Genomic DNA, 18,746 nt, shown 5'->3' on the forward strand with positions numbered 1-18,746 from the left:
ACAGATAAATGGAACATGATGACGGTTGAGGTACAAGGTAAAACTTTGATTTTGCGTGAAATATCCGATCAATGGGGCGAGGAAAGTCATACCTTTTTAAGCCGACCTGAGATGATGCATTGGGCCGAGAATCGTTTTTCCGAGGAAAAGTATGCAGATCGTCTGGAAGAACGGGAAGCGATACTCACTGCCTTCAAGGAAATCTAAACTGCCATAAGCTGGACTTGACTTGGTGCTTGTCCTTCTTTTATACTAAAGTTAATTACATAAGGATTTCCTCCAAAGGGGAGTAGCTGTCACAGTAAAGTCGTCATTACGGGTGTGAACCCCGGCTTTATTGGCAACGTAACGTTGTTAGCAAGACCTTTGCCTATTAGGTAAAGGTCTTTTATGTTTGAAATGGCCTTTACCATTACGGTAGAGGTCATTTTTTATGTAATCAAACCTATTGAGGAGATGATTCGAATGGAATGGTTGGATGCAGCTTTTTTCACAGCACTGCTAAGTATTATCGTTATTGATTTGGTGCTTGCGGGTGACAATGCAATCGTGATTGGTATGGCCGCAAGAAATTTACCCAAAGAACATCAAAAAAAGGCTATTCTCTGGGGGACTGCCGGGGCGATAGGCATTCGTATCGTTGCCACCTTGTTGGTTGTTTGGCTGCTGGAGTTGCCCGCTCTCTTATTATTCGGTGGTCTTGTTCTCGTGTGGATAGCATATAAGCTGTTAACAGATAAAAAAGATCACAATATCCAGGCTAAATCTCGACTGTGGCCAGCGATTCAAACCATCGTGATTGCTGACGCGGTGATGGGATTTGATAATGTGATCGCTGTAGCGGGCGCCTCTCATGGTAACTTTCTGTTGGTCATTCTGGGGCTTGTGATTTCCATCCCGATTGTGGTCTGGGGCAGTACGTTGTTCATCCGCTGGATGGAAAAATTTCCGTGGATCATGTATATCGGTGCAGGTGTGCTTGCATTTACAGCTGGTAAAATGTTGACTGGAGATCCATTGGTAAACGTATGGTTTGCTGATAACCCTGTCATGAAATGGACGGTTCTCATTGTAATTACCGGTGGTGTGCTGCTGGCAGGCATGTTTAAAAAAATGCAAAGAGCTTTTGTTTCCATCAATGAAAGCGGACATTTGTCCATCCCACAGGAGTTGGTTGTGGAAGCTGGGATATCTCAGGATGATAGCTTCAAGGCTAGTCGTGATGAAAACGGCAAGCTGGTGCTTATCAAAATGAACAGCTAAACAAGGAGTTTGGGACAGCACGGCGAAACCATTAGGAGAGCATCAGCCGGTACTCCACACGGTACATGCGATTCCATCGTAAGAAGAGGTGTTTTTTTAGGTGAGCAATTCCGCTTCCATCCTTACTTTTATTATTGTTGCATTTTGTTTCGCCTTGATCCTGATCTTAAAAAAAGATTCGTTACCGAGCGGTGTCAAGCGCCCTCTTGCCATTATGGCTCTGGTCATGGTCGCCTTTGCCTTCACCTTGATCGTGTACAGCTTCTTCTCATTGCAGTGAGAAGAAGTGATGAGAGCGTCACTACCGGAATTGCCTTCGCTCATCAGCAAGAGAACCTACCTTAAAGGCACGGTCGCTCACCTGAGTTTTACTTCGATAATAAATTCTCTTTATGATGAGAGCGTCACTACCGGAATTGCCTTCGTTCATCAGCAAGAGAACCTACCTTAAAGGCGCGGTCGCTCACCTTTGTTTTACTTCGATACAGGTTTCTCTTATAATTAACTTACAATCGGGTCATACTAGGGGAAAATTGCAGGGAGCGTGAGCATAATGCGTTTTTTCCCCATAGTCATGACAGGTATTCTGCTTACAGGTACGATTCTTTCATCCCCCGTAACGGCGGACGGCAACACCAAACCATCCAAATTATCGAGGAGGGCTCCCATGAGTCAAGTTGTTAAACGTACGGATGTTCCTGTAGAACAGCGCTGGAAGCTGGAAGATATTTTTCCTAACCAGCAAGCATGGGATACGGAATACAAGGAAGTTAAAGAAGCTTTGCAGCAAATCAGCGAATTTCAAGGCAAGCTGAACAAGCCTGCTGTCATCAAGCAATGTTTTGAATTGGAAGACAAAATTTCTATACATATGGAACGTCTATACGTATACGCCAATATGAAGCATCATGAAGATACTGCTGAACCGACCTACCAGGCATTATCCGATAAAGCCAAGAAGCTCAGCGTGGAATCGGGCGAAGCCTTATCCTTTATTTCTCCGGAAATTTTAAGCCTGTCGGACGATGAGCTGCAAAAGCTGGTGAGTCACCCCGAGCTTAGCTTTTATAAGCGTACCCTGACCGAAATGATTCGTGAAAAACAGCATATCCTTTCCAAATCGGAAGAAGCGCTACTGGCTCAGGTAGGCAACCTCTCACAAGCGCCGAGTACGATTTTCAGTATGCTGAATAATGCCGATCTGAAATTTCCCAAGGTGAAAAATGAACACGGCGAAGAAATTGAGCTGACACAAGGGCGTTATATTCAATTCCTTGAAAGCCGTAACCGGGATGTTCGCAAAAATGCTTTCAAGACGATGTACGACACCTATTCCAAAAATAAAAATACAATCGGCGCTACATTATCTGCCAATATTTCAAAAGATATTTTTTATTCCAAGGTTCGTAAATATCCTTCAGCCCTGGAAGCCTCCCTGTATGGAGACAATATTAACAAAGAAGTGTACACCAATCTGATTGATACGATCCATGAGTCATTGCCATTGATGCATCGTTATATGGAGCTCCGCAAAAAGCTGCTGAAGGTCGATGAGCTTCATATGTATGATCTGTTCGCTCCGCTTGTAGATGAATACAAGATGGATATTACGTATGAGCAAGCACAAGGCATGGTCAAGGAAAGCTTGAAGCCTCTCGGTCAGGATTACTTGAACATTTTGCAAGAAGGCTTTGACAAGCACTGGATTGACATTTATGAAAATGAAGGCAAACGGAGCGGTGCCTACAGCTGGGGTGCTTATGGAACCCATCCATACGTGCTGCTGAACCACAAAGATAATTTGAACAGCATGTTCACCCTCACTCACGAGATGGGCCACGCTATTCATTCCTATTTGTCGGATGAAAATCAGGAATATCGCTATGCGCAATATACGATCTTCCTGGCAGAAGTAGCCTCCACATTGAATGAAGCGCTGCTGATGGATTACATGCTCAAGAAATCAACAGATCCTAAGGAAAAAATGTATTTGTTGACCTACTACATGGATCAGTTCCGTACGACAGTGTTCCGCCAAACGATGTTCGCCGAATTCGAAAAAATTACTCATGAAAAAGCGGAACAAGGCGAAGCGCTCACGCCTCAGGAGCTAAGCAAAATCTATTACGATCTGAACCTGAAGTACTACGGTAAGGGAATGGTTGTAGATCAGGATATCGAAATCGAATGGGCGCGCATTCCACATTTTTATAACAGCTTCTATGTTTATAAATATGCGACTGGGTTCTCCGCGGCAACCAGCTTTGCCAAACAAATTCTCGAAGAGGGTCAGCCTGCTGTAGACCGTTATCTCGGCTTCCTGAAAAGCGGCGGCAGTGACTACTCAATCAATATCTTGCAGCGCGCAGGTGTAGACATGTCAACACCGGAACCGATCAAGCAAGCGATGGATGTATTCAAAAGCCTCCTGGACCAAATGGAGCAATTAACCAAGTAGTTGACTCACTCAACAAGGCTGCTTACGCTCAACATGTTTGCAGTCTTGTTGGTTATTTGGCACCCAAGGAGGATAGCTTAGCATGAAGGCCCAATGGATATTGATCAGTATTTTATTTTTTGGATTGTTGACTGCCATTTTTGCTGCAATCAATACGGAGCCGGTTAATGTACATCTGATTTTTACAGATATGCAGCTGCCCCTCATTATTATCATTCTTAGCTCCACCCTGCTCGGCGGATTGATCCTCGGATTGATTGGCATGAGCAAGCAGTACAAATTGAAACGGACCATCAAGCAGCTTGAAAAGCAGCTCAATGAGGCACAAATGGCACATGCAGTTCCAACTTCAGCAGCTTCCACTGATGCCGGCTCACTGCCTTTATCCTATGCTGCACCCGAGAAAATGCCTTCGTCGGAATTATAAGCATCAGCCTGTGAAGATGCCTGTTCTGATTCCGATCATTAGAGCCGTTCCCTTCCTATGGGACGGTTTTTTAATTTGGACAAATTAAATGGATGACTATGGAACATATTCCCTCTTTGTTACGTTAGAGCTTGTAAGAAGTATAGGAATACAATTATTGACGGGAGGGAAAAAAATGAAAAAAGCATTAACGTTGGTGTGCCTTCTGGCAACTACAGTTTTCTCGTATGGGGTTGCGGCACCACCAGCAGCTACGGAAAGCGGCACAGCCATCGGTTTGCAAGTAAACGGGAGCCATGTAGCCTTCAGCTCTATGCCGCTTTTGATCGACAATACCTTGATGGTCCCTTTACGAGATTTATCTGAATCTCTGGGTGTACAAATCGATTGGGATGAAAGCTCTCAAACGGCAGCAGCGGTTAAAGGAATACACAGTATTAAATTGACAATCGACAATAAACAAGCCTTTCGCGGGGAAACAACCGTAAATCTGGAAGCAGCGCCTCGTATGCACAATGGCAAGCTGTTCATTCCATTGCGTTTTTTTAGTGAATCGTTCGACTTTAATGTATATTGGGATGGCTTGAATAAGTCAGTCGCTATTGTCGATGCTGATAAAAGCCTGCCTACAATCGGCTCTGCAGATCATATGCTGGAGCTGTTCAAGGATTATTCTAGTGCAGGCGGCGGCAGCGTGAGCCTGATGACGAAATCAGATATGGCTACAACGGCCGTGGTACAGGAACAATCGACTTCCAAAGAAAAATCATCGAGCAGTGCTTCTGCAGCAGCCCCCGTTCCTCAAGCAGCGGCAGCCAACCCGGATTATTCAGGTACCAATGTTCAGGTTGAAGGCGTTGACGAAGCTGATATTATTAAGACAGACGGCTCTTATATTTATCAGGTTAATCGCAATCGTGTCATCATTGCTTCCGCTTATCCTGCTGACCAAATGAAGGTCACACAAACCTTGACATTTGAGGATCAAAACTTCAGAGCCAAGGAGCTATATATCGATGATAAGCATATGGTGGTCATCGGTTCAACCTTCTACAGAACTGCCGATCACGTAGTACCTATGGAGGGCCAAACAGCTCCTGCCATGCCAGTATCCGGACCTGCGGTCCCGCAGTCAGCAGTCTCTTCTTCTGAATCGGTGGCAGTACCGTCCATAGCCATATCACCTGTACCTACTCCTGTTCCAGCAGACAATATAAGGATCGTATCCTTACCCGGTATTAATCTTGCACGAAATACAACCAAAGCAATCGTTTATGAACTTGGGGATCGTACTCAGGTGAAGAAGCTTCGTGAGGTCGAGCTGGATGGCAATTATGTATCTTCACGCAAGGTTGGCTCCTCGCTGTATCTGGTCTCCAATAAAGGGCTCAATGTATATCCGCTGCTGCGCGGCGATGTGTCAGCAACTGACAAAGCAGCAGCCTTAAAAAACTCAGCCCCAGCCTACAAGGATTCTGCTGCGGGTGACGCCTTCATTAGTATTGGCTATGAAGACATTCGTTACTTTCCTAACTCGGTGCAGCCAAACTATTTATTAATCGGCGGCTTTAACCTGAATCAGCCCGAGCAAAAGCTGAACGTCTCAAGCTACCTCGGCTCCGGTCAGCAGGTATATGCATCACAATCCAACCTGTTTGTCACGACTAATGAATACACACCTGCCGTCGAACAGCCTAGCACAGGTGAGGAACCGCTAGCAAAACGACGCATAGTCCCAGGAGAAACAAACAGCGTTATTTACAAATTTGCTATGGATCAAGGCACCATTCGCTATACGGGCCGCGGCAAGGTTCCAGGACGGGCCATAAACCAATTTGCGATGGATGAAATGAATGGCAGCTTCCGGATCGCCACAACAACCGGATTTGTCGGACGCGATGATGATATGACATCCAAAAATCACATGTACGTGCTGAACGAATCGATGAATGTGATTGGTCAAATTAATGATATTGCTCCCGGCGAGCAGATCTATTCGGTCCGCTATGCAGGCAATCGCGCCTATATGGTTACTTTCAAGACCGTTGATCCTTTATTTGTCATCGATCTGCAGGAGCCGCAGGCACCCAAAATTCTTGGCAAGCTCAAGATACCAGGCTACAGCAACTACCTGCATCCATACGATGATACCCATCTGATCGGCTTCGGTAAGGATGCGGTCGAGGTCTCAAGCAATAATGGATCTAATGGCTCTGCACAAACGACAGCTTATTATCAGGGTATGAAGATGGCGATGTTTGATGTAAGTGATGTGGCGAATCCAAAGGAGCTGTTCTCGGAAAGCATCGGAGACCGCGGTACGGATTCGGAGCTGCTTCATAACCATAAAGCACTATTGTTCTCCAAGGAGAAGAACCTGCTCGCTTTCCCTGTCACTATAATGGAGACCAAAAGTCATGCAGCTTCAAGCTCAAGCCCGGCAGTGTCTGTCAATAATATTCCAAGCTATGGCGATTTTACGTTTCAAGGTGCTTATGCATACCAAATCGATGTAGCAAACGGCTTTAAGCTCAAAGGAAAAATCACCCATTTAAGCAGTGACGATTACTTGAAAGCCGGACAGGTCGCTTTCAATGGCAAACGCCATATCCAACGAATTCTATATATTGGAGATGCGCTGTACACATCATCAGAGCAAATATTAAAAGCAACTGACATATCGTCCATGAATGACTTAAAGTCGATTACTTTACCTTAATCGATGCAAAAAAAACCGTTCTTCTCATCCAGCGAATTACATAGCTTCGCTGATGAAGGAACGGTTTTCATTTGGTGAATCTCATTCAATTTCAAAGGTACAAGTAAAAAAATGCTGCGCTTACAGCACCGCCAATTCCAGAGCTGATCACATTGACCGTATCATTCGTCATCCATGAAGCTCCGCGAATACGAACTGCAAGAGTATCGCTGCAATGACGGTTTTTTTCTATTTCCTTACCGCAAACCGGACAGCGGTACATCACCTGTAATACCGCTCCCAGCCAGGAATCCGACAGCGAGCCTGCCATGCCGCCAAGAGCACCTAATGTGAGCAGCCCAATGACACCCATAGCTGTAGTGACGACGATGGAAGAAGCTGCAGCGGCCTCACTGATAGGCTGTCCCCAGCCCGTACTTGTAAAAGCCCAGCCCGCTGCACCGATCAGCAGTCCACCGGATAAAGAGGCGACAAGTCCCGCAGCTGTTATTCCGCCGGAGGTGCCCGCTGGAACTTTTCGTCCACTCACGATCGAACGTGGCAATGAACGGCTTAAACCGCCGATTTCTGTTGCCCATGTATCTGCATTGACTGCAGCCATAATGCCCATGAAAGCGGCCCACCACAGAGAATGCGGCCATATGCTGTTACCCAAGCAAAGCAGCGTTCCCAAGCCTCCGTTGGCTGCTACCTGCCCAGCATCCCTCCTGCCAGTCTTTGCGTAGTTGCTCTCTACGACCGCTTTACGCTTATGCTTCCACTTCGTAAGCAAGGTGGAGGTAAGGAAAAAGACCATAAGCGTTCCATACCACGGCAACCCTCCAAGCGCATACAGCAAAGTACCTACAATCACCGCAGCGAATGCTCCGGATAATGATAAAGATTGTTTGCGCCAGGCTGCCCAGGCAATGAATGAACTGCACGCCAAACCGATCAACCAGTCCAACATGAATTGTTTTCCTCCATTATTCGATAAAATTCCACAATATATATTTACAGAACTATTGCGTTATAATATGATTTTCCTAGCTGATAAAATGCAAAACCCCAGGGAGGGTATTTACGTGCATGAACTTGATCCGTTTGGGACAACCAAAATAAAGAGTAACCTTGAGCCCGAAGAAATGCTTCTCGTTATTTTTGATTATGCAGCAAAGATAGCGAACGAGCGGCGACTGGATCATTTGATTATGTTAATGGCTGATATGGGCCGCGAGATGATCGTTTCAGACCGATGTACGGTATGGCTTATAGATAAACAAAACAATGAATTATATTCCACTGTTGCGCATGGCGTCCCCCAGCTCAGACTTCCCCGAGATGCAGGCTTGGTCGGGCACTCGATAACGACGGGACAACCTATTTTCATAGAGGATGCTTACAAAAATACCGAGTTCAAGGATGTATTGGAAAGTGGCGCAATTGCCATGGATCTCAAAACGGGCTATCGTACCAAAGCCTTGATGGTCATTCCGTTCCGTAATAATGAAGGCGAAATTATGGGAGCTTATCAAGCTGTTAATAAGCTGACTGCGGAGGAGCAATTTTCAAAAAAGGATTTGGAGCATCTCACCTTGGCTGCCTCTTATGCAGGCAAATCACTCGAATCCGCCCTGCTCTCCAATGAAATTGAAGAAACCCAAAAAGAAATTATTTTCACAATGGGAGAGATCGGCGAGAGCCGTTCGAAGGAAACCGGCAATCATGTCAAACGGGTAGCCGAATACTCTTACATCCTAGCCAAACAACTTGGTATGAGCCACGAGGAAGCCGAGTTATTGAAAATCGCATCGCCTATGCACGACATCGGCAAGGTCGCCATTCCCGACTCTGTACTAAAGAAGCCCGGCAAGCTAACAGATGAAGAATTCGATATCATGAAAGCGCACACCAACATTGGGTACGGACTGTTAAAAAATTCAACTCGACGCATCTTGAAAACAGCTGCTATCGTCGCTCATCAGCATCATGAGAAATGGAACGGCCGTGGCTACCCACAAGGAATCCAAGGTGAGGAAATCCATATCTATGGACGTATTACCGCTATAGCCGACGTATTTGATGCGCTTGGCAGTGAGCGGGTGTACAAGCAGGCTTGGGAGCTGGATCGTATTCTTAATCTGTTCAAGGAAGAACGAGGCCAGCATTTTGATCCAATGGTCGTCGATGCCTTTATGGCACAGCTGCCAGAGATTCTCAAGGTACGTGAGCTGTATTCGGATGCTGCATTAGCTGAAAAGGACAAAGGAGGAATCGCTTAACAGAGCGATCCTCCTTGTTTGTCTTTTTACGTTAATCCAATTGTAAATTCACCCAAAGCTTCTGATCCCCACAACAGCTCGAATTTGTCCCCTGAGCGAACAGCACCCACACCAGCAGGTGTACCCGTATAAATAATATCACCTTTACCTAACCCATAATGCTCGGCAATATAATCAACAATGACCTGAAGATTAAAAATCATATCATTGATATTCCCCCGTTGAGCCTCGGCATCATTAATTCGTAATGAAAACTCGGTTTGTCTTATTTCCTCATAGCCTTTGAACGGACGAAATACCGTTAAAGCAGCCGAATTCAAAAATCCTTTGGCGGGCAGCCACGGTTGGCCTTTTTTCTTTATCACAGACTGTACATCACGCAGTGTAAAATCAATTCCAAGCGCCATCGTATCGATCAAGCTGTCTACGGACATACCAGCCTGGTAATCTTGTCCGATATGTACAACCAGCTCGGCTTCAAAATGGACCTCTCCTTTGTCTCCGGGAAGCGTAATTATCTGCCCATGAATGGGGGTAAGTGCATGCGTTGGTTTCATGAAAATCATCGGTTCATCCGGGATGTCGTTCCCAAGCTCCGCAGCATGCAAGCCATAATTACGTCCAACACAATAAATATTGCGAATCAATTCCACGCTTCAACACTTCCTTTGCTCTGATCTAATCGATTACCACGACTCAAATTATAGAACAGACAACCCTAATACTCAAATAAATATCGTGATGCATCGTCTCTTCACAAATACCTATCGCAATTATAGGCTTTATCTCTTGGACAGCTGTTGGTTTGTAGCGTAAAGTAAAAAGTACAGTCTGTTTGTAAAGGGGCTTTCATCATGCTGCAAGCATTTTTTTCTACCATATATCATGTATTTCTTCCCATTTCATTACCTGTGATTGGGGGTATGCTGCTCAAACGGTACCGTGGCCTGGACACGAAGGCCATATCCACGCTCTCCTTGTATGTGCTGAGCCCGGCATTAATCTTCGACACGCTGACAAAGGCGCAGCTGTCGTTTGATGATGTGTACAAAACCGTCGCCTTCAGTGTCCTGAACTTGCTGCTGCTATGGGGAATTGCAAGCATACTCGGACGTGTGCTCAAGCTTCCGCCAGCAGAACGTGCAGGTTTAACCATGGTCTCCACGTTCACAAACAGTGTGAATTATGGCTTGCCGCTGGTGCTGCTGGCATTTGGTCAGCTTGGTCTGGAAAAGGCTTCTGTGTATGTAATCGGGCAAATTTTTATCGTGAATACGATTGGAGTTTATTTCGCTGCCCGGTCCCATTTTTCTGTGCGTCAAGCTATGAAGTCGATACTTACCCTTCCATCCATCTATGCAGCTGCTCTGGCGGTGATCGTTCGCAGTCTTCATATCGGGATTCCTGAAGGTTTGGATAAAGGGATCATGATGTTATCTACCGCATACGCTCCAGTCGTTCTGACCGTCCTCGGCGCACAAATGGTGAACAGCCGCTCGGCAGCCTGGAAGCCAGGCCTGCAGAAGGCATTGTGGACCGGTATCTCGATTCGGCTGCTGCTTTCGCCTCTTCTGGCGCTGCTCGTGCTGGCCATTCTAAATATCGATGGAACTTTATTTTCGGTACTCTTCATTCTGGCTTCAATGCCTGCTGCCGTTAATGCCTTCATGCTTGCTGAGCAATTCGACGCTTCACCCCAGTTTGTAGCACGCTGCATTTTATGGACGACATTAGCATCATTCCTCGTATTGCCTTTTGTGATTGCTCTGATTCAATAAGGTGCAGTCGCCCTGGGAGTACCACTGCTATATTTGCAGCGATATTCCCTCGGCGGCATCCCGATTTGCTGCTTGAACAATTTATTATAATAGCTCACATCACCCACCCCTACCCGCTCGGCCACGCGAATAACAGGTTCATCCGTCTCTCTCAACCATTTTAAAGAAGCTTGAATGCGAACCTCATTGCGGTATTCGATAAATGTTTTGCCGATCGTCTGCTTGAACTTATGAGTAAAGCTGGTTTTACTCATCCCGCACATCTGACAAATTTCCTCCAGCTGAAACGGCTCCGCATAATGCAGCTCCAGAAATGCACAAAGCTCGCGAATCCCTGAATGCTCAGGGCGAAACCTGATCTGTACCAGCCGCTCTTCATAGCAGCGACTCAGCCAAACCAGCAGTTCTATCAGCAGCGCTTTTATCGAAATCCGATAGCCCAGTGCCTTGCGGTCAAATTCTTCTATGATGCGCTCCAGACGCAGTTGAACCTCCTTAGCTTCAGGAAGTGACAATTTCAAATGGGATTCAAAATCGGCCTTTTGCCTGAGAAAGGGCTCCACATAAAAAAAATTCATGAATGAAGAGACCTTGGACAAAGTCTGCAGCTCGGCCTCAAGAAACGACGAGATAAATAATATATTATAAACCTTGAGTGGAGCTGTTCCGATGACTCGGTAATCATGCTCCACATCCGGCGGTATGACGAATATATCCCCTTTGGATATCGGATAGGAGTGCCCCTTGTACAAGTGCTCGCCAAAGCCGTCGGCCACATAGACCAGCTCAATAAAATCGTGGGTATGCGGATTCATCACTCTCTCTGGCAAGGTTGGAAAAGGGAACGCTGCGAATGGAAATTCCTCGCTCTCCAAATATTTTTCCTTCGGATAGAGCATATGTGCGATCCTCCTTAAAAGTCCGGCAAATACGTCCCGTTGCCCTGTTGCAAGTTGTTCCGGAAAGATACTTCTCCAGAATTAATAGTCCGCTTTGCTCATTATTGTAGACGAGCAGCCCAAGCATAACAAGTCCTCCATTCATCAACTTGGACCGCAAGCGGTCAATTCTCCGGGTTTAAGGGCCGATATTCCAAGAAATTCTCATTAAAGTCTCCTATACTAATAGGAGAGATCGGAGTCTTAGTCTCTACAAATCGAATGTGCAAAGGAGTATAGGGATGAACAAGCAATGGGAAGCTGAATGGATTTCGGACGCCGCCTTTATCGGTCTGCAGCCGATCGATTTGTTTCATAAAGAAATGGAGCCGAAGGATCTGCCCGACCATCGGGAGGATCTCAAAAATCTGCATATGCTGGCGAGAAAGACTTGGAGGCTGGACGATGATTTCACCGATGCCATACTCGAACTTACAGCTGATGATTACTATAAGGTATACCTAAACGGACAATTCGTAGGACAGGGCCCTGCTCAAGGTAATTATTTCCATTATTATTATAATCGCTTCGATATCACACCTTATTTGCGAAAAGGTAATAACGTTATAGCCGTTCATGTGTATTATCAGGGCTTGATTTGCCGGTCCTATAACAGCGGGGATTATCGCCAAGGCTTAATAGCCGAAGTATCAGTTGATGGACAGCTTGTAGCAAAAACCGATGACACCTGGAAGGTGACCCGAAATAAGGCTTACGTTAGCGGCGATATTATTGGCTATAACACCCAATACCTGGAGCATATCGATAATCGCCTTCAGCCTGCTGGATGGCAGGAGCTCGACTATCGGGCAGAGGACTGGACTCAAGCTTCTGTCCATGCTGCAGATGATCACCAGCTGCAGTTGCAGCCAACTCCACCACTTGCTGTCTACACGGTCAAACCTGTCAAAATAACCTCGCTTGCAGAGGGAAGTTATGTACTCGATTTTGGCGGCGAATTAACCGGACAGTTCCAGATGCGCGCTCAGGGTAAGCCAGGACAACAGATCGAGCTTCGCTGTGGTGAGGAGCTGCTGGACAATGAGCGTGTTCGTTACGAGATGCGATGCAATTGTACCTACCAGGAGCATTGGACCTTGTCAGGCGGTAATGATGTGTTAGATATGTATGACTACAAAGCCTTTCGGTATGTTGAGGTGCTCGCCGAATCCGGTATTCACATCGATACAGATAGCTTTGCGGCTGTGGTCAGGCATTATCCGCTCAATGAGGAAGCTTGCTCCTTTGAATCGTCCGATTCCATGCTGAACGCGATTTGGGAGATTTGCACAAATGGTCTGAAATTTGGCTCACAGGAAAATTACGTAGATTGCCCTTCCCGGGAAAAGGGTCAATATCTCGGTGACAATACGGTCATAACACACGCGCATACTTATGTGTCCGGCGATTTACGGCTGTTCCGAAAATCTCTTGTTGATTTTGCTTTACTGTCCTCACATGTATGTCCGGGTATTATGGCTGTAGCTCCGGGCCACTTTATGCAGGAAATAGCCGATTTTTCGTTCCAATGGCCGATTCAACTGCTTGAATATTATAAGCAGAGCGGTGACGAAACCTTTTTGCGTGAAATGTATCCTGTGGCTGAGGGGATGCTGCGACATTTTATAGCTTATCAGCGGGAAGACGGATTGCTCGCCCATGTTGCCGACAAGTGGAATCTGGTTGATTGGCCTGAGGGAATGCGTGACGAATATGACTTCCCATTGACCAGACCGGTTGGTGAGGGCTGCCATAATGTTGTTAATGCCTTTTATTATGGAGCAAGGGTTGCCGTCAGGCAAATTCGCAGCATTCTTCAAATCGAGGAGACTGACGATTTAGACAGCTTCAAACAGACGTTCCTGCAGGTGTTCTGGAATGAACAGACGAAGCTGTTCGTGGATGCAGAGGGATCAAAGCATTCTTCCCTGCATGCGAATGCGCTGCCATTATTGTTCGGTCTGGTCGATGCTGATGGTCGTGAGACTGTAGTTGAATTGCTGCGGAGCAAGCGTTTGAGCTGCGGTGTATATATGGCGTATTTTTTATTAAAAGCTTTGGCTGCTGCCGGAGAGTATGCGCTTGTGTATGATCTAATCCGCTCGGAGGAGCTGCATTCGTGGGGCAATATGGTCAAGGAAGGCGCAACGACCTGCTTCGAGGCATGGTCGAAGGATTTGAAATGGAATACCAGCTTATGCCATCCATGGGCTAGTGCGCCAATACCTCTGCTTATTGAAGAAATTATCGGGCTTAAGCCTGCTGCTCCGGGATGGAAGGAAGTCAGCTTTAACCCTCACATACCGGAGCAGCTGGATTGGCTCCATATTTCGTTTGAAGTGCCTGCGGGTACAATTCGATTCGAGCACAAGCTCGGGCATTCGAAGCTCATACTTCCAGAAGGGGTTAGTCTGAGAACAAATTGAATGCTTTGACCAACTGAACATTTTCTGTTACAGTTTAAGTCAGAGGTGAAGAAAATGATCAAGCTTGGTATTTTGGATCAATCCCATATAGGTGAAGGTAAAACTGCTTCAGAGGCACTTAGAGAAACAACGCTGCTGGCTCAAGAGGCTGATAAGCTCGGCTACTCCCGTTACTGGGTATCGGAGCATCATGCATCCAAGGCGCTCGCGCATTCAAGCCCGGAAATTCTGATTGCACATCTTGCTGCAGCAACGGCAAAGATTCGGCTGGGCTCCGGGGGCATTATGCTTCCGCACTACAGCGCCTATAAAGTCGCGGAAAATTTCAGACTGCTCGAAGCTCTGCATCCAGGGCGGATCGATCTGGGTTTGGGGCGCGCTCCTGGCGGCATGCCACTCGCTACAAGAGCTCTTCAGGAAAATAAATTTGTGGATATTAACCAATACCCGCAGCAGGTTAGAGATTTGACGGGCTATTTGCATCAAGCAATGCCACCTGAGCATCCGTTTGCCAGACTGCACGCGTCACCTTCTATTCCGACCGCACCCGAGCTATGGCTGCTGGGCTCCAGCGATGAGAGCGCCAAGATTGCTGCAAGACAAGGTGCTGCTTATGCATTTGCCCAGTTTTTTGGTGTACCCGGAGGTGAGTCTGCGATGCAATATTATCATGAGCATTTTCAGCCGTCCGTCTTGAACGATCACCCACGAACTCTTGCCGCTGTTCTGGCCATATGTGCAGATAGCGAGGAGGAAGCCAATATGCTCGCAACCAGTACAGACTTGTTTTTCCTTCGTCTGGAGTTGGGCTTGGAGCTCAATACTTTTCCTTCCGTCGAAAGCGCCATGGATTATCCATACACAGAAGCAGATCTGGAGCGCATACGGATACGCCGTCAGCGGCGCATCGTAGGCACTCCAGGGCAGGTAAAGAGCAAGCTGCTGGAAATTAGTGAGCTGTATAAAACCGATGAATTGCTTGTAGTCACTCCAACTCATGATTTCGAAGCACGGTTAAAATCTTACCGACTTCTTGCGACAGAATTCGGATTGTATAGTTAGTTAGTTACTTACAGGTTTTAAAGCTATGGATTCACCGCTCCGGATTGCGACGGCTTGGTCGTTCCTGGAGCGGTATTTGGCTTGGGAGTCTGTGCAGGCTGCTGTGTCGTAGGCTTGGCCGGCTGTACAGGTTTTGTCTCTCCTGTCTTCTTATCTGCCGGTTTATCCGCAGCAGGTGGTTTGGCTGGAGCTGCCGGAGCCACTATATCTGATATCGGCTGCTTGGTTGGGCCTGCGGTAATTTTACCATCGTTCGCTACAACAGCATTAAAGGATATACGCGACATCCGTTCAAAAAGCTTTAATCCTTCTGCCTCCGGCATACGGACGGGCTGGGCGCCTTTGGTCAGTACAGGCAGCATTTGCAAATTGCACTTGCGATCCTTCGTACATTCCGCATCAAGCACCATCGTCTCCCAGGTCATCGGCTCCGCGTTGGTCGTGAAGATAAAGTTACCCAGGCTGTAGGCAATCCATTTACCATTGTACTGCTCAAAGCCCTGAAGCACGTGCGGATGGCTGGCCACAACCAAATCGGCACCCTGATCAATATATTTGTGAGCGAGCTCTGTCTGTTCCTTGGCTGCAACGTCCTGGCGTTCAATACCCCAATGAGCGATGACTACAACGAGATCTGCCACCTCGCGAGCATTTGCAATGGCCTCCAAGGGAAGCTTCGTTGAATAGGTTTCGGCTACGCCAGGCTTCTGCTTGCCTGCATACCATCCGGCATCCGGCGCATTGCGGCTGAAGCCGAGAAAAGCAATCTTGATGCCATTCCGCTCCATAATGACCGGTTTGTAGGCTTCTTCAATATTGCGTCCCGTCCCTACCCGCTTAATATCCACTTTATCCAACGCATCCATCGTATCCAGCAGCGCATCCGTTCCATAATCAAGAATATGGTTATTAGCTGTATTGACGAGATCAATACCGGCATCTTTTAGTGCAGGCAGTGCTTCAGGTGATGAACGATATATGTAATCCTTGCTTTGTGCCGTTCCCCGTGACGAGATCGGTGTTTCCAGATTGGCAACGGTAATATCAGCTTTCTCCAGATATTCCTTCATGTACCGATAAGGATAATCCCAGCCATTCTTGATTAATAATTGTTCTACATTGCCTGCAAACATCACATCGCCGACAAACGTAAGCTTTACGCTTGAACGATTCGTACTCGTACCGCCGCTCGAATTCGCAGCAGGCTTGTTACCGGGTGCTTGACCGTTGACATTGCTATCACTCGGCTTGTCCGCCGTACCATTGCTGCTTGTGCCATTCCCAACGTTACCACTCGCTGCAGCATTTGATGGCTTAACGACTTCCGTCTTACCTGTTGTGCCACCAGATGCCGCTGGAGTTGCCGTTGCAGCAGGTGGAGCTGGCAGTGCCTTATCGGACTCCTTGCCAAAAAGCCAAATTAACAAATAACTAAAACATGCTATCGTTACTAATCCTATGATTCCGAGAGTTATCCACGTATTTCTCTTGATCTTATTGACATCGCGATGTTTGACAGCTCGAGTTTCTATGACGATCTTCTCCTTCTGTAACAGGTTCATTGGGTTTGCAAACAGAAACACCTTGCTAGTATACCAAATTTTCATTCACCGAGCATGAATCTAAACTCACAAAAAAACAGTTGCCAAACTCAACCCAAATTTGCTATTATGATTGTCCGTCCTCTTTGCACCCTTACATAACAACCCTCTTGCAAGTATCTTCAACACACCCTTTACGCACGTGTCTCAGAACTACCCTTTTCAAACAGAAAATCATCGATGTGCTTGCTGCCGTTACCAGCAGGTGCAACAACTTCATCACAGGAGGTGTGTATGCTTTTTACCGTTTTAATAAAAAAAGCGTATGACCGCAACTTGCAGTACCGAGCCTCGCATGCAATCAATACGGTTGCCAGTGCGATCTTCGGGCTTATTTACGTCTCTATATGGAAAGGCGTAGGGACAACTGGCGGTGCAAGCGGTTATACACTGGAAACTGTCATTCATTATGTAGCATTTAATCAGGTCTGTTTATGGATTACAGTTTTTATGACCAAAGGACTCGGTATTGACCAATCCGTACGTACCGGACAAATCGCGCTTGATCTCATGCGGCCTGTTCACCTTTTTTATCATTTAATGTGTCGGGAATGGGGACAAATCGCCTACCAGCTTCTCTATAAATCTTTACCAATCTATCTGCTCTATGTGTGGACACTGGAATTACCGGTTCCGCGCAGCGCTTCCACATGGGCTTTAACCATCACAGCACTTATTTTGGCCGCCTATATGAGCATCTGCATCAACTATATGATAGGTGTAGCTGCGTTATGGACAACCGAATCGCAATGGCTGTTCTGGGTACATATCTCACTCTCCTCCGTTTTATCCGGCTTCCTGATCCCGAATGACTGGCTGCCCGTCTGGCTGCAAGGTATAGCGAGAATGACTCCCTATCCTTATATGCAATATGTGCCCACCAAGCTCTATCTCGGTATGGAAAGTGTGACCATTCTTCTGGGAAGCTTGATCTGGTCTGTATTTCTAACCCTGCTATGCTTTGCCGCTACAGCGATCGTTCGCCATAAAGTGGAGGTGCAAGGAGGATGAATGCGTTTCGGATGTACGCTCTGCTGATCCGTGCCAGCATCGTCAGCAAGATGCAATACAAATTTAATTTTTGGTTCTCGACGTTGCTTGCTTTTGTGGTCAATACGATGGAATTTATGCTAATCTCCATCATTTTATGGAAATTTGGCAGTATTAAGGGCTGGAGCTTATATGAAGTGGGATACTTGTATGGGACTATTTTATTGTCCAAAGCCATTTACCGAACATTGGCAAGTGATGTTCATCATCTGGAAAAATACCTGGTTTCCGGTGATCTCGACCAGCTGCTTATTCGCCCCATCCCGCTGCTGCTGGCGCTCATGACGCAAAATTTCCGAATTATGCTGGCAGAATACATTCAAGGCGGTATCATCCTGACGGTTTGTGTTCACGAGTTGTTGCAATCTGGACAGATTGAGCTTTGGGCTATTGTGCAAACGGTAGTGGTTATTGTGATCGGAGCCGTCATTTTGTTCGCAATCGGTCTTGGTACAGCCACCTTCGGCTTTTGGATTACACGGGTCAGCGATTTGCAAAATGTTACTGAAGATGCGGCTCGCACAGCTGTACAGTATCCGATGAGCTTATATCCAAAATGGCTTCAAGGTATTTTACTGACCGTAATTCCTGTCGGAGCTGCTAATTACTTACCTGCCTTGTACGTGCTTCGCCATGAATTCGGGTTCTGGCTGATCCCGGCTATCGGCTTGTTCGCCGCTCTATTCCTGTTCGTTATGCTGCAGTTCTGGAAGCTCGGCATGTCCAAATATCAAAGTACGGGAAGCTGAAACCAATATTATAA

At 46.6% G+C, this 18,746-nt stretch carries 16 protein-coding genes; 11 read left to right on the forward strand and 5 right to left on the reverse strand.

Annotated features, from left to right (window positions below; translation table 11 throughout):
- The first annotated feature begins 15 nt into the window (after positions 1 to 15).
- Together LRL21_RS28005 and LRL21_RS28010 are read left to right on the forward strand one after the other, a co-directional pair.
- Positions 16 to 207: a hypothetical protein gene (locus LRL21_RS28005; RefSeq protein ID WP_240419067.1), complete on the forward strand. Its 192-nt coding sequence runs from the start codon at positions 16 to 18 to the stop codon at positions 205 to 207.
- Between the two features lie 258 nt (positions 208 to 465).
- Positions 466 to 1,263 (forward strand): TerC family protein, encoded by a 798-nt coding sequence (locus LRL21_RS28010; RefSeq protein WP_240419068.1) that lies wholly within the window; start codon positions 466 to 468, stop codon positions 1,261 to 1,263.
- Positions 1,264 to 1,359: 96 nt separating this feature from the next.
- On the opposite strand, the gene LRL21_RS28015 is transcribed toward LRL21_RS28010, so the two are convergent.
- Complete coding sequence (locus LRL21_RS28015; protein ID WP_240419069.1) at positions 1,360 to 1,587, reverse strand: hypothetical protein; 228 nt, start codon at positions 1,585 to 1,587, stop codon at positions 1,360 to 1,362.
- 343 nt (positions 1,588 to 1,930) lie between these two features.
- On the opposite strand from LRL21_RS28015, the gene pepF reads away from it, so the two are divergent.
- The 3 genes from pepF (at position 1,931) to LRL21_RS28030 (ending at position 6,867) form a co-directional block, all read left to right on the forward strand.
- Positions 1,931 to 3,721 (forward strand): oligoendopeptidase F, encoded by a 1,791-nt coding sequence (gene pepF, locus LRL21_RS28020; RefSeq protein ID WP_240419070.1) that lies wholly within the window; start codon positions 1,931 to 1,933, stop codon positions 3,719 to 3,721.
- 82 nt (positions 3,722 to 3,803) lie between these two features.
- Entirely contained in the window at positions 3,804 to 4,148 is a 345-nt protein-coding gene (locus LRL21_RS28025) for a LapA family protein (protein WP_240419071.1), read from the forward strand.
- A gap of 175 nt (positions 4,149 to 4,323) precedes the next feature.
- On the forward strand, positions 4,324 to 6,867 hold the full coding sequence (locus LRL21_RS28030; protein ID WP_240419072.1) for a beta-propeller domain-containing protein: 2,544 nt from the start codon (positions 4,324 to 4,326) through the stop codon (positions 6,865 to 6,867).
- 91 nt (positions 6,868 to 6,958) lie between these two features.
- Here the strand turns inward: LRL21_RS28030 and LRL21_RS28035 are convergent, their stop codons facing one another.
- Positions 6,959 to 7,816 (reverse strand): DUF92 domain-containing protein, encoded by an 858-nt coding sequence (locus tag LRL21_RS28035; RefSeq protein ID WP_240419073.1) that lies wholly within the window; start codon positions 7,814 to 7,816, stop codon positions 6,959 to 6,961.
- Positions 7,817 to 7,931: 115 nt separating this feature from the next.
- Between LRL21_RS28035 and LRL21_RS28040 the strand changes: the two genes are divergently transcribed.
- Positions 7,932 to 9,128 carry an HD domain-containing phosphohydrolase gene (locus LRL21_RS28040; protein WP_240419074.1) on the forward strand — a complete coding sequence of 399 codons (1,197 nt, stop codon included), beginning with the start codon at positions 7,932 to 7,934 and terminating at the stop codon, positions 9,126 to 9,128.
- A 26-nt stretch (positions 9,129 to 9,154) separates the two neighbouring features.
- On the opposite strand, the gene LRL21_RS28045 is transcribed toward LRL21_RS28040, so the two are convergent.
- The gene (locus LRL21_RS28045) at positions 9,155 to 9,781 is read right to left on the reverse strand and encodes a fumarylacetoacetate hydrolase family protein (protein WP_240419075.1); all 627 of its coding nucleotides are present in this window, start codon (positions 9,779 to 9,781) and stop codon (positions 9,155 to 9,157) included.
- Between the two features lie 201 nt (positions 9,782 to 9,982).
- Between LRL21_RS28045 and LRL21_RS28050 the strand changes: the two genes are divergently transcribed.
- Positions 9,983 to 10,906: an AEC family transporter gene (locus LRL21_RS28050; RefSeq protein ID WP_240419076.1), complete on the forward strand. Its 924-nt coding sequence runs from the start codon at positions 9,983 to 9,985 to the stop codon at positions 10,904 to 10,906.
- On the opposite strand, the gene LRL21_RS28055 is transcribed toward LRL21_RS28050, so the two are convergent.
- Entirely contained in the window at positions 10,900 to 11,805 is a 906-nt protein-coding gene (locus LRL21_RS28055) for a helix-turn-helix transcriptional regulator (RefSeq protein WP_240419077.1), read from the reverse strand. The genes LRL21_RS28050 and LRL21_RS28055 overlap by 7 nt on opposite strands.
- A gap of 281 nt (positions 11,806 to 12,086) precedes the next feature.
- Here LRL21_RS28055 and LRL21_RS28060 point away from each other — a divergent pair, with 281 nt between their 5' ends.
- Both LRL21_RS28060 and LRL21_RS28065 read left to right on the forward strand, forming a co-directional pair.
- A complete protein-coding gene (locus LRL21_RS28060; RefSeq protein WP_240419078.1) occupies positions 12,087 to 14,270 on the forward strand; it encodes a family 78 glycoside hydrolase catalytic domain in 2,184 nt (727 codons plus the stop codon).
- Between the two features lie 54 nt (positions 14,271 to 14,324).
- Positions 14,325 to 15,332, forward strand: coding sequence for an LLM class flavin-dependent oxidoreductase (locus tag LRL21_RS28065; RefSeq protein WP_240419079.1), 1,008 nt, complete (start codon positions 14,325 to 14,327; stop codon positions 15,330 to 15,332).
- Positions 15,333 to 15,355: 23 nt separating this feature from the next.
- Here the strand turns inward: LRL21_RS28065 and LRL21_RS28070 are convergent, their stop codons facing one another.
- Positions 15,356 to 16,939: a CapA family protein gene (locus LRL21_RS28070; RefSeq protein ID WP_240419080.1), complete on the reverse strand. Its 1,584-nt coding sequence runs from the start codon at positions 16,937 to 16,939 to the stop codon at positions 15,356 to 15,358.
- A 228-nt stretch (positions 16,940 to 17,167) separates the two neighbouring features.
- On the opposite strand from LRL21_RS28070, the gene LRL21_RS28075 reads away from it, so the two are divergent.
- On the forward strand, positions 17,168 to 17,944 hold the full coding sequence (locus LRL21_RS28075; RefSeq protein WP_240419081.1) for an ABC transporter permease: 777 nt from the start codon (positions 17,168 to 17,170) through the stop codon (positions 17,942 to 17,944).
- Positions 17,941 to 18,732 (forward strand): ABC transporter permease, encoded by a 792-nt coding sequence (locus LRL21_RS28080; RefSeq protein ID WP_240419082.1) that lies wholly within the window; start codon positions 17,941 to 17,943, stop codon positions 18,730 to 18,732. Before LRL21_RS28075 ends, LRL21_RS28080 begins: the two co-directional genes overlap by 4 nt.
- The last annotated feature ends 14 nt before the right edge of the window (positions 18,733 to 18,746 follow it).

The organism is Paenibacillus periandrae, assembly GCF_022458865.1.
In the GTDB taxonomy this organism is placed as follows: domain Bacteria; phylum Bacillota; class Bacilli; order Paenibacillales; family NBRC-103111; genus Paenibacillus_S; species Paenibacillus_S periandrae.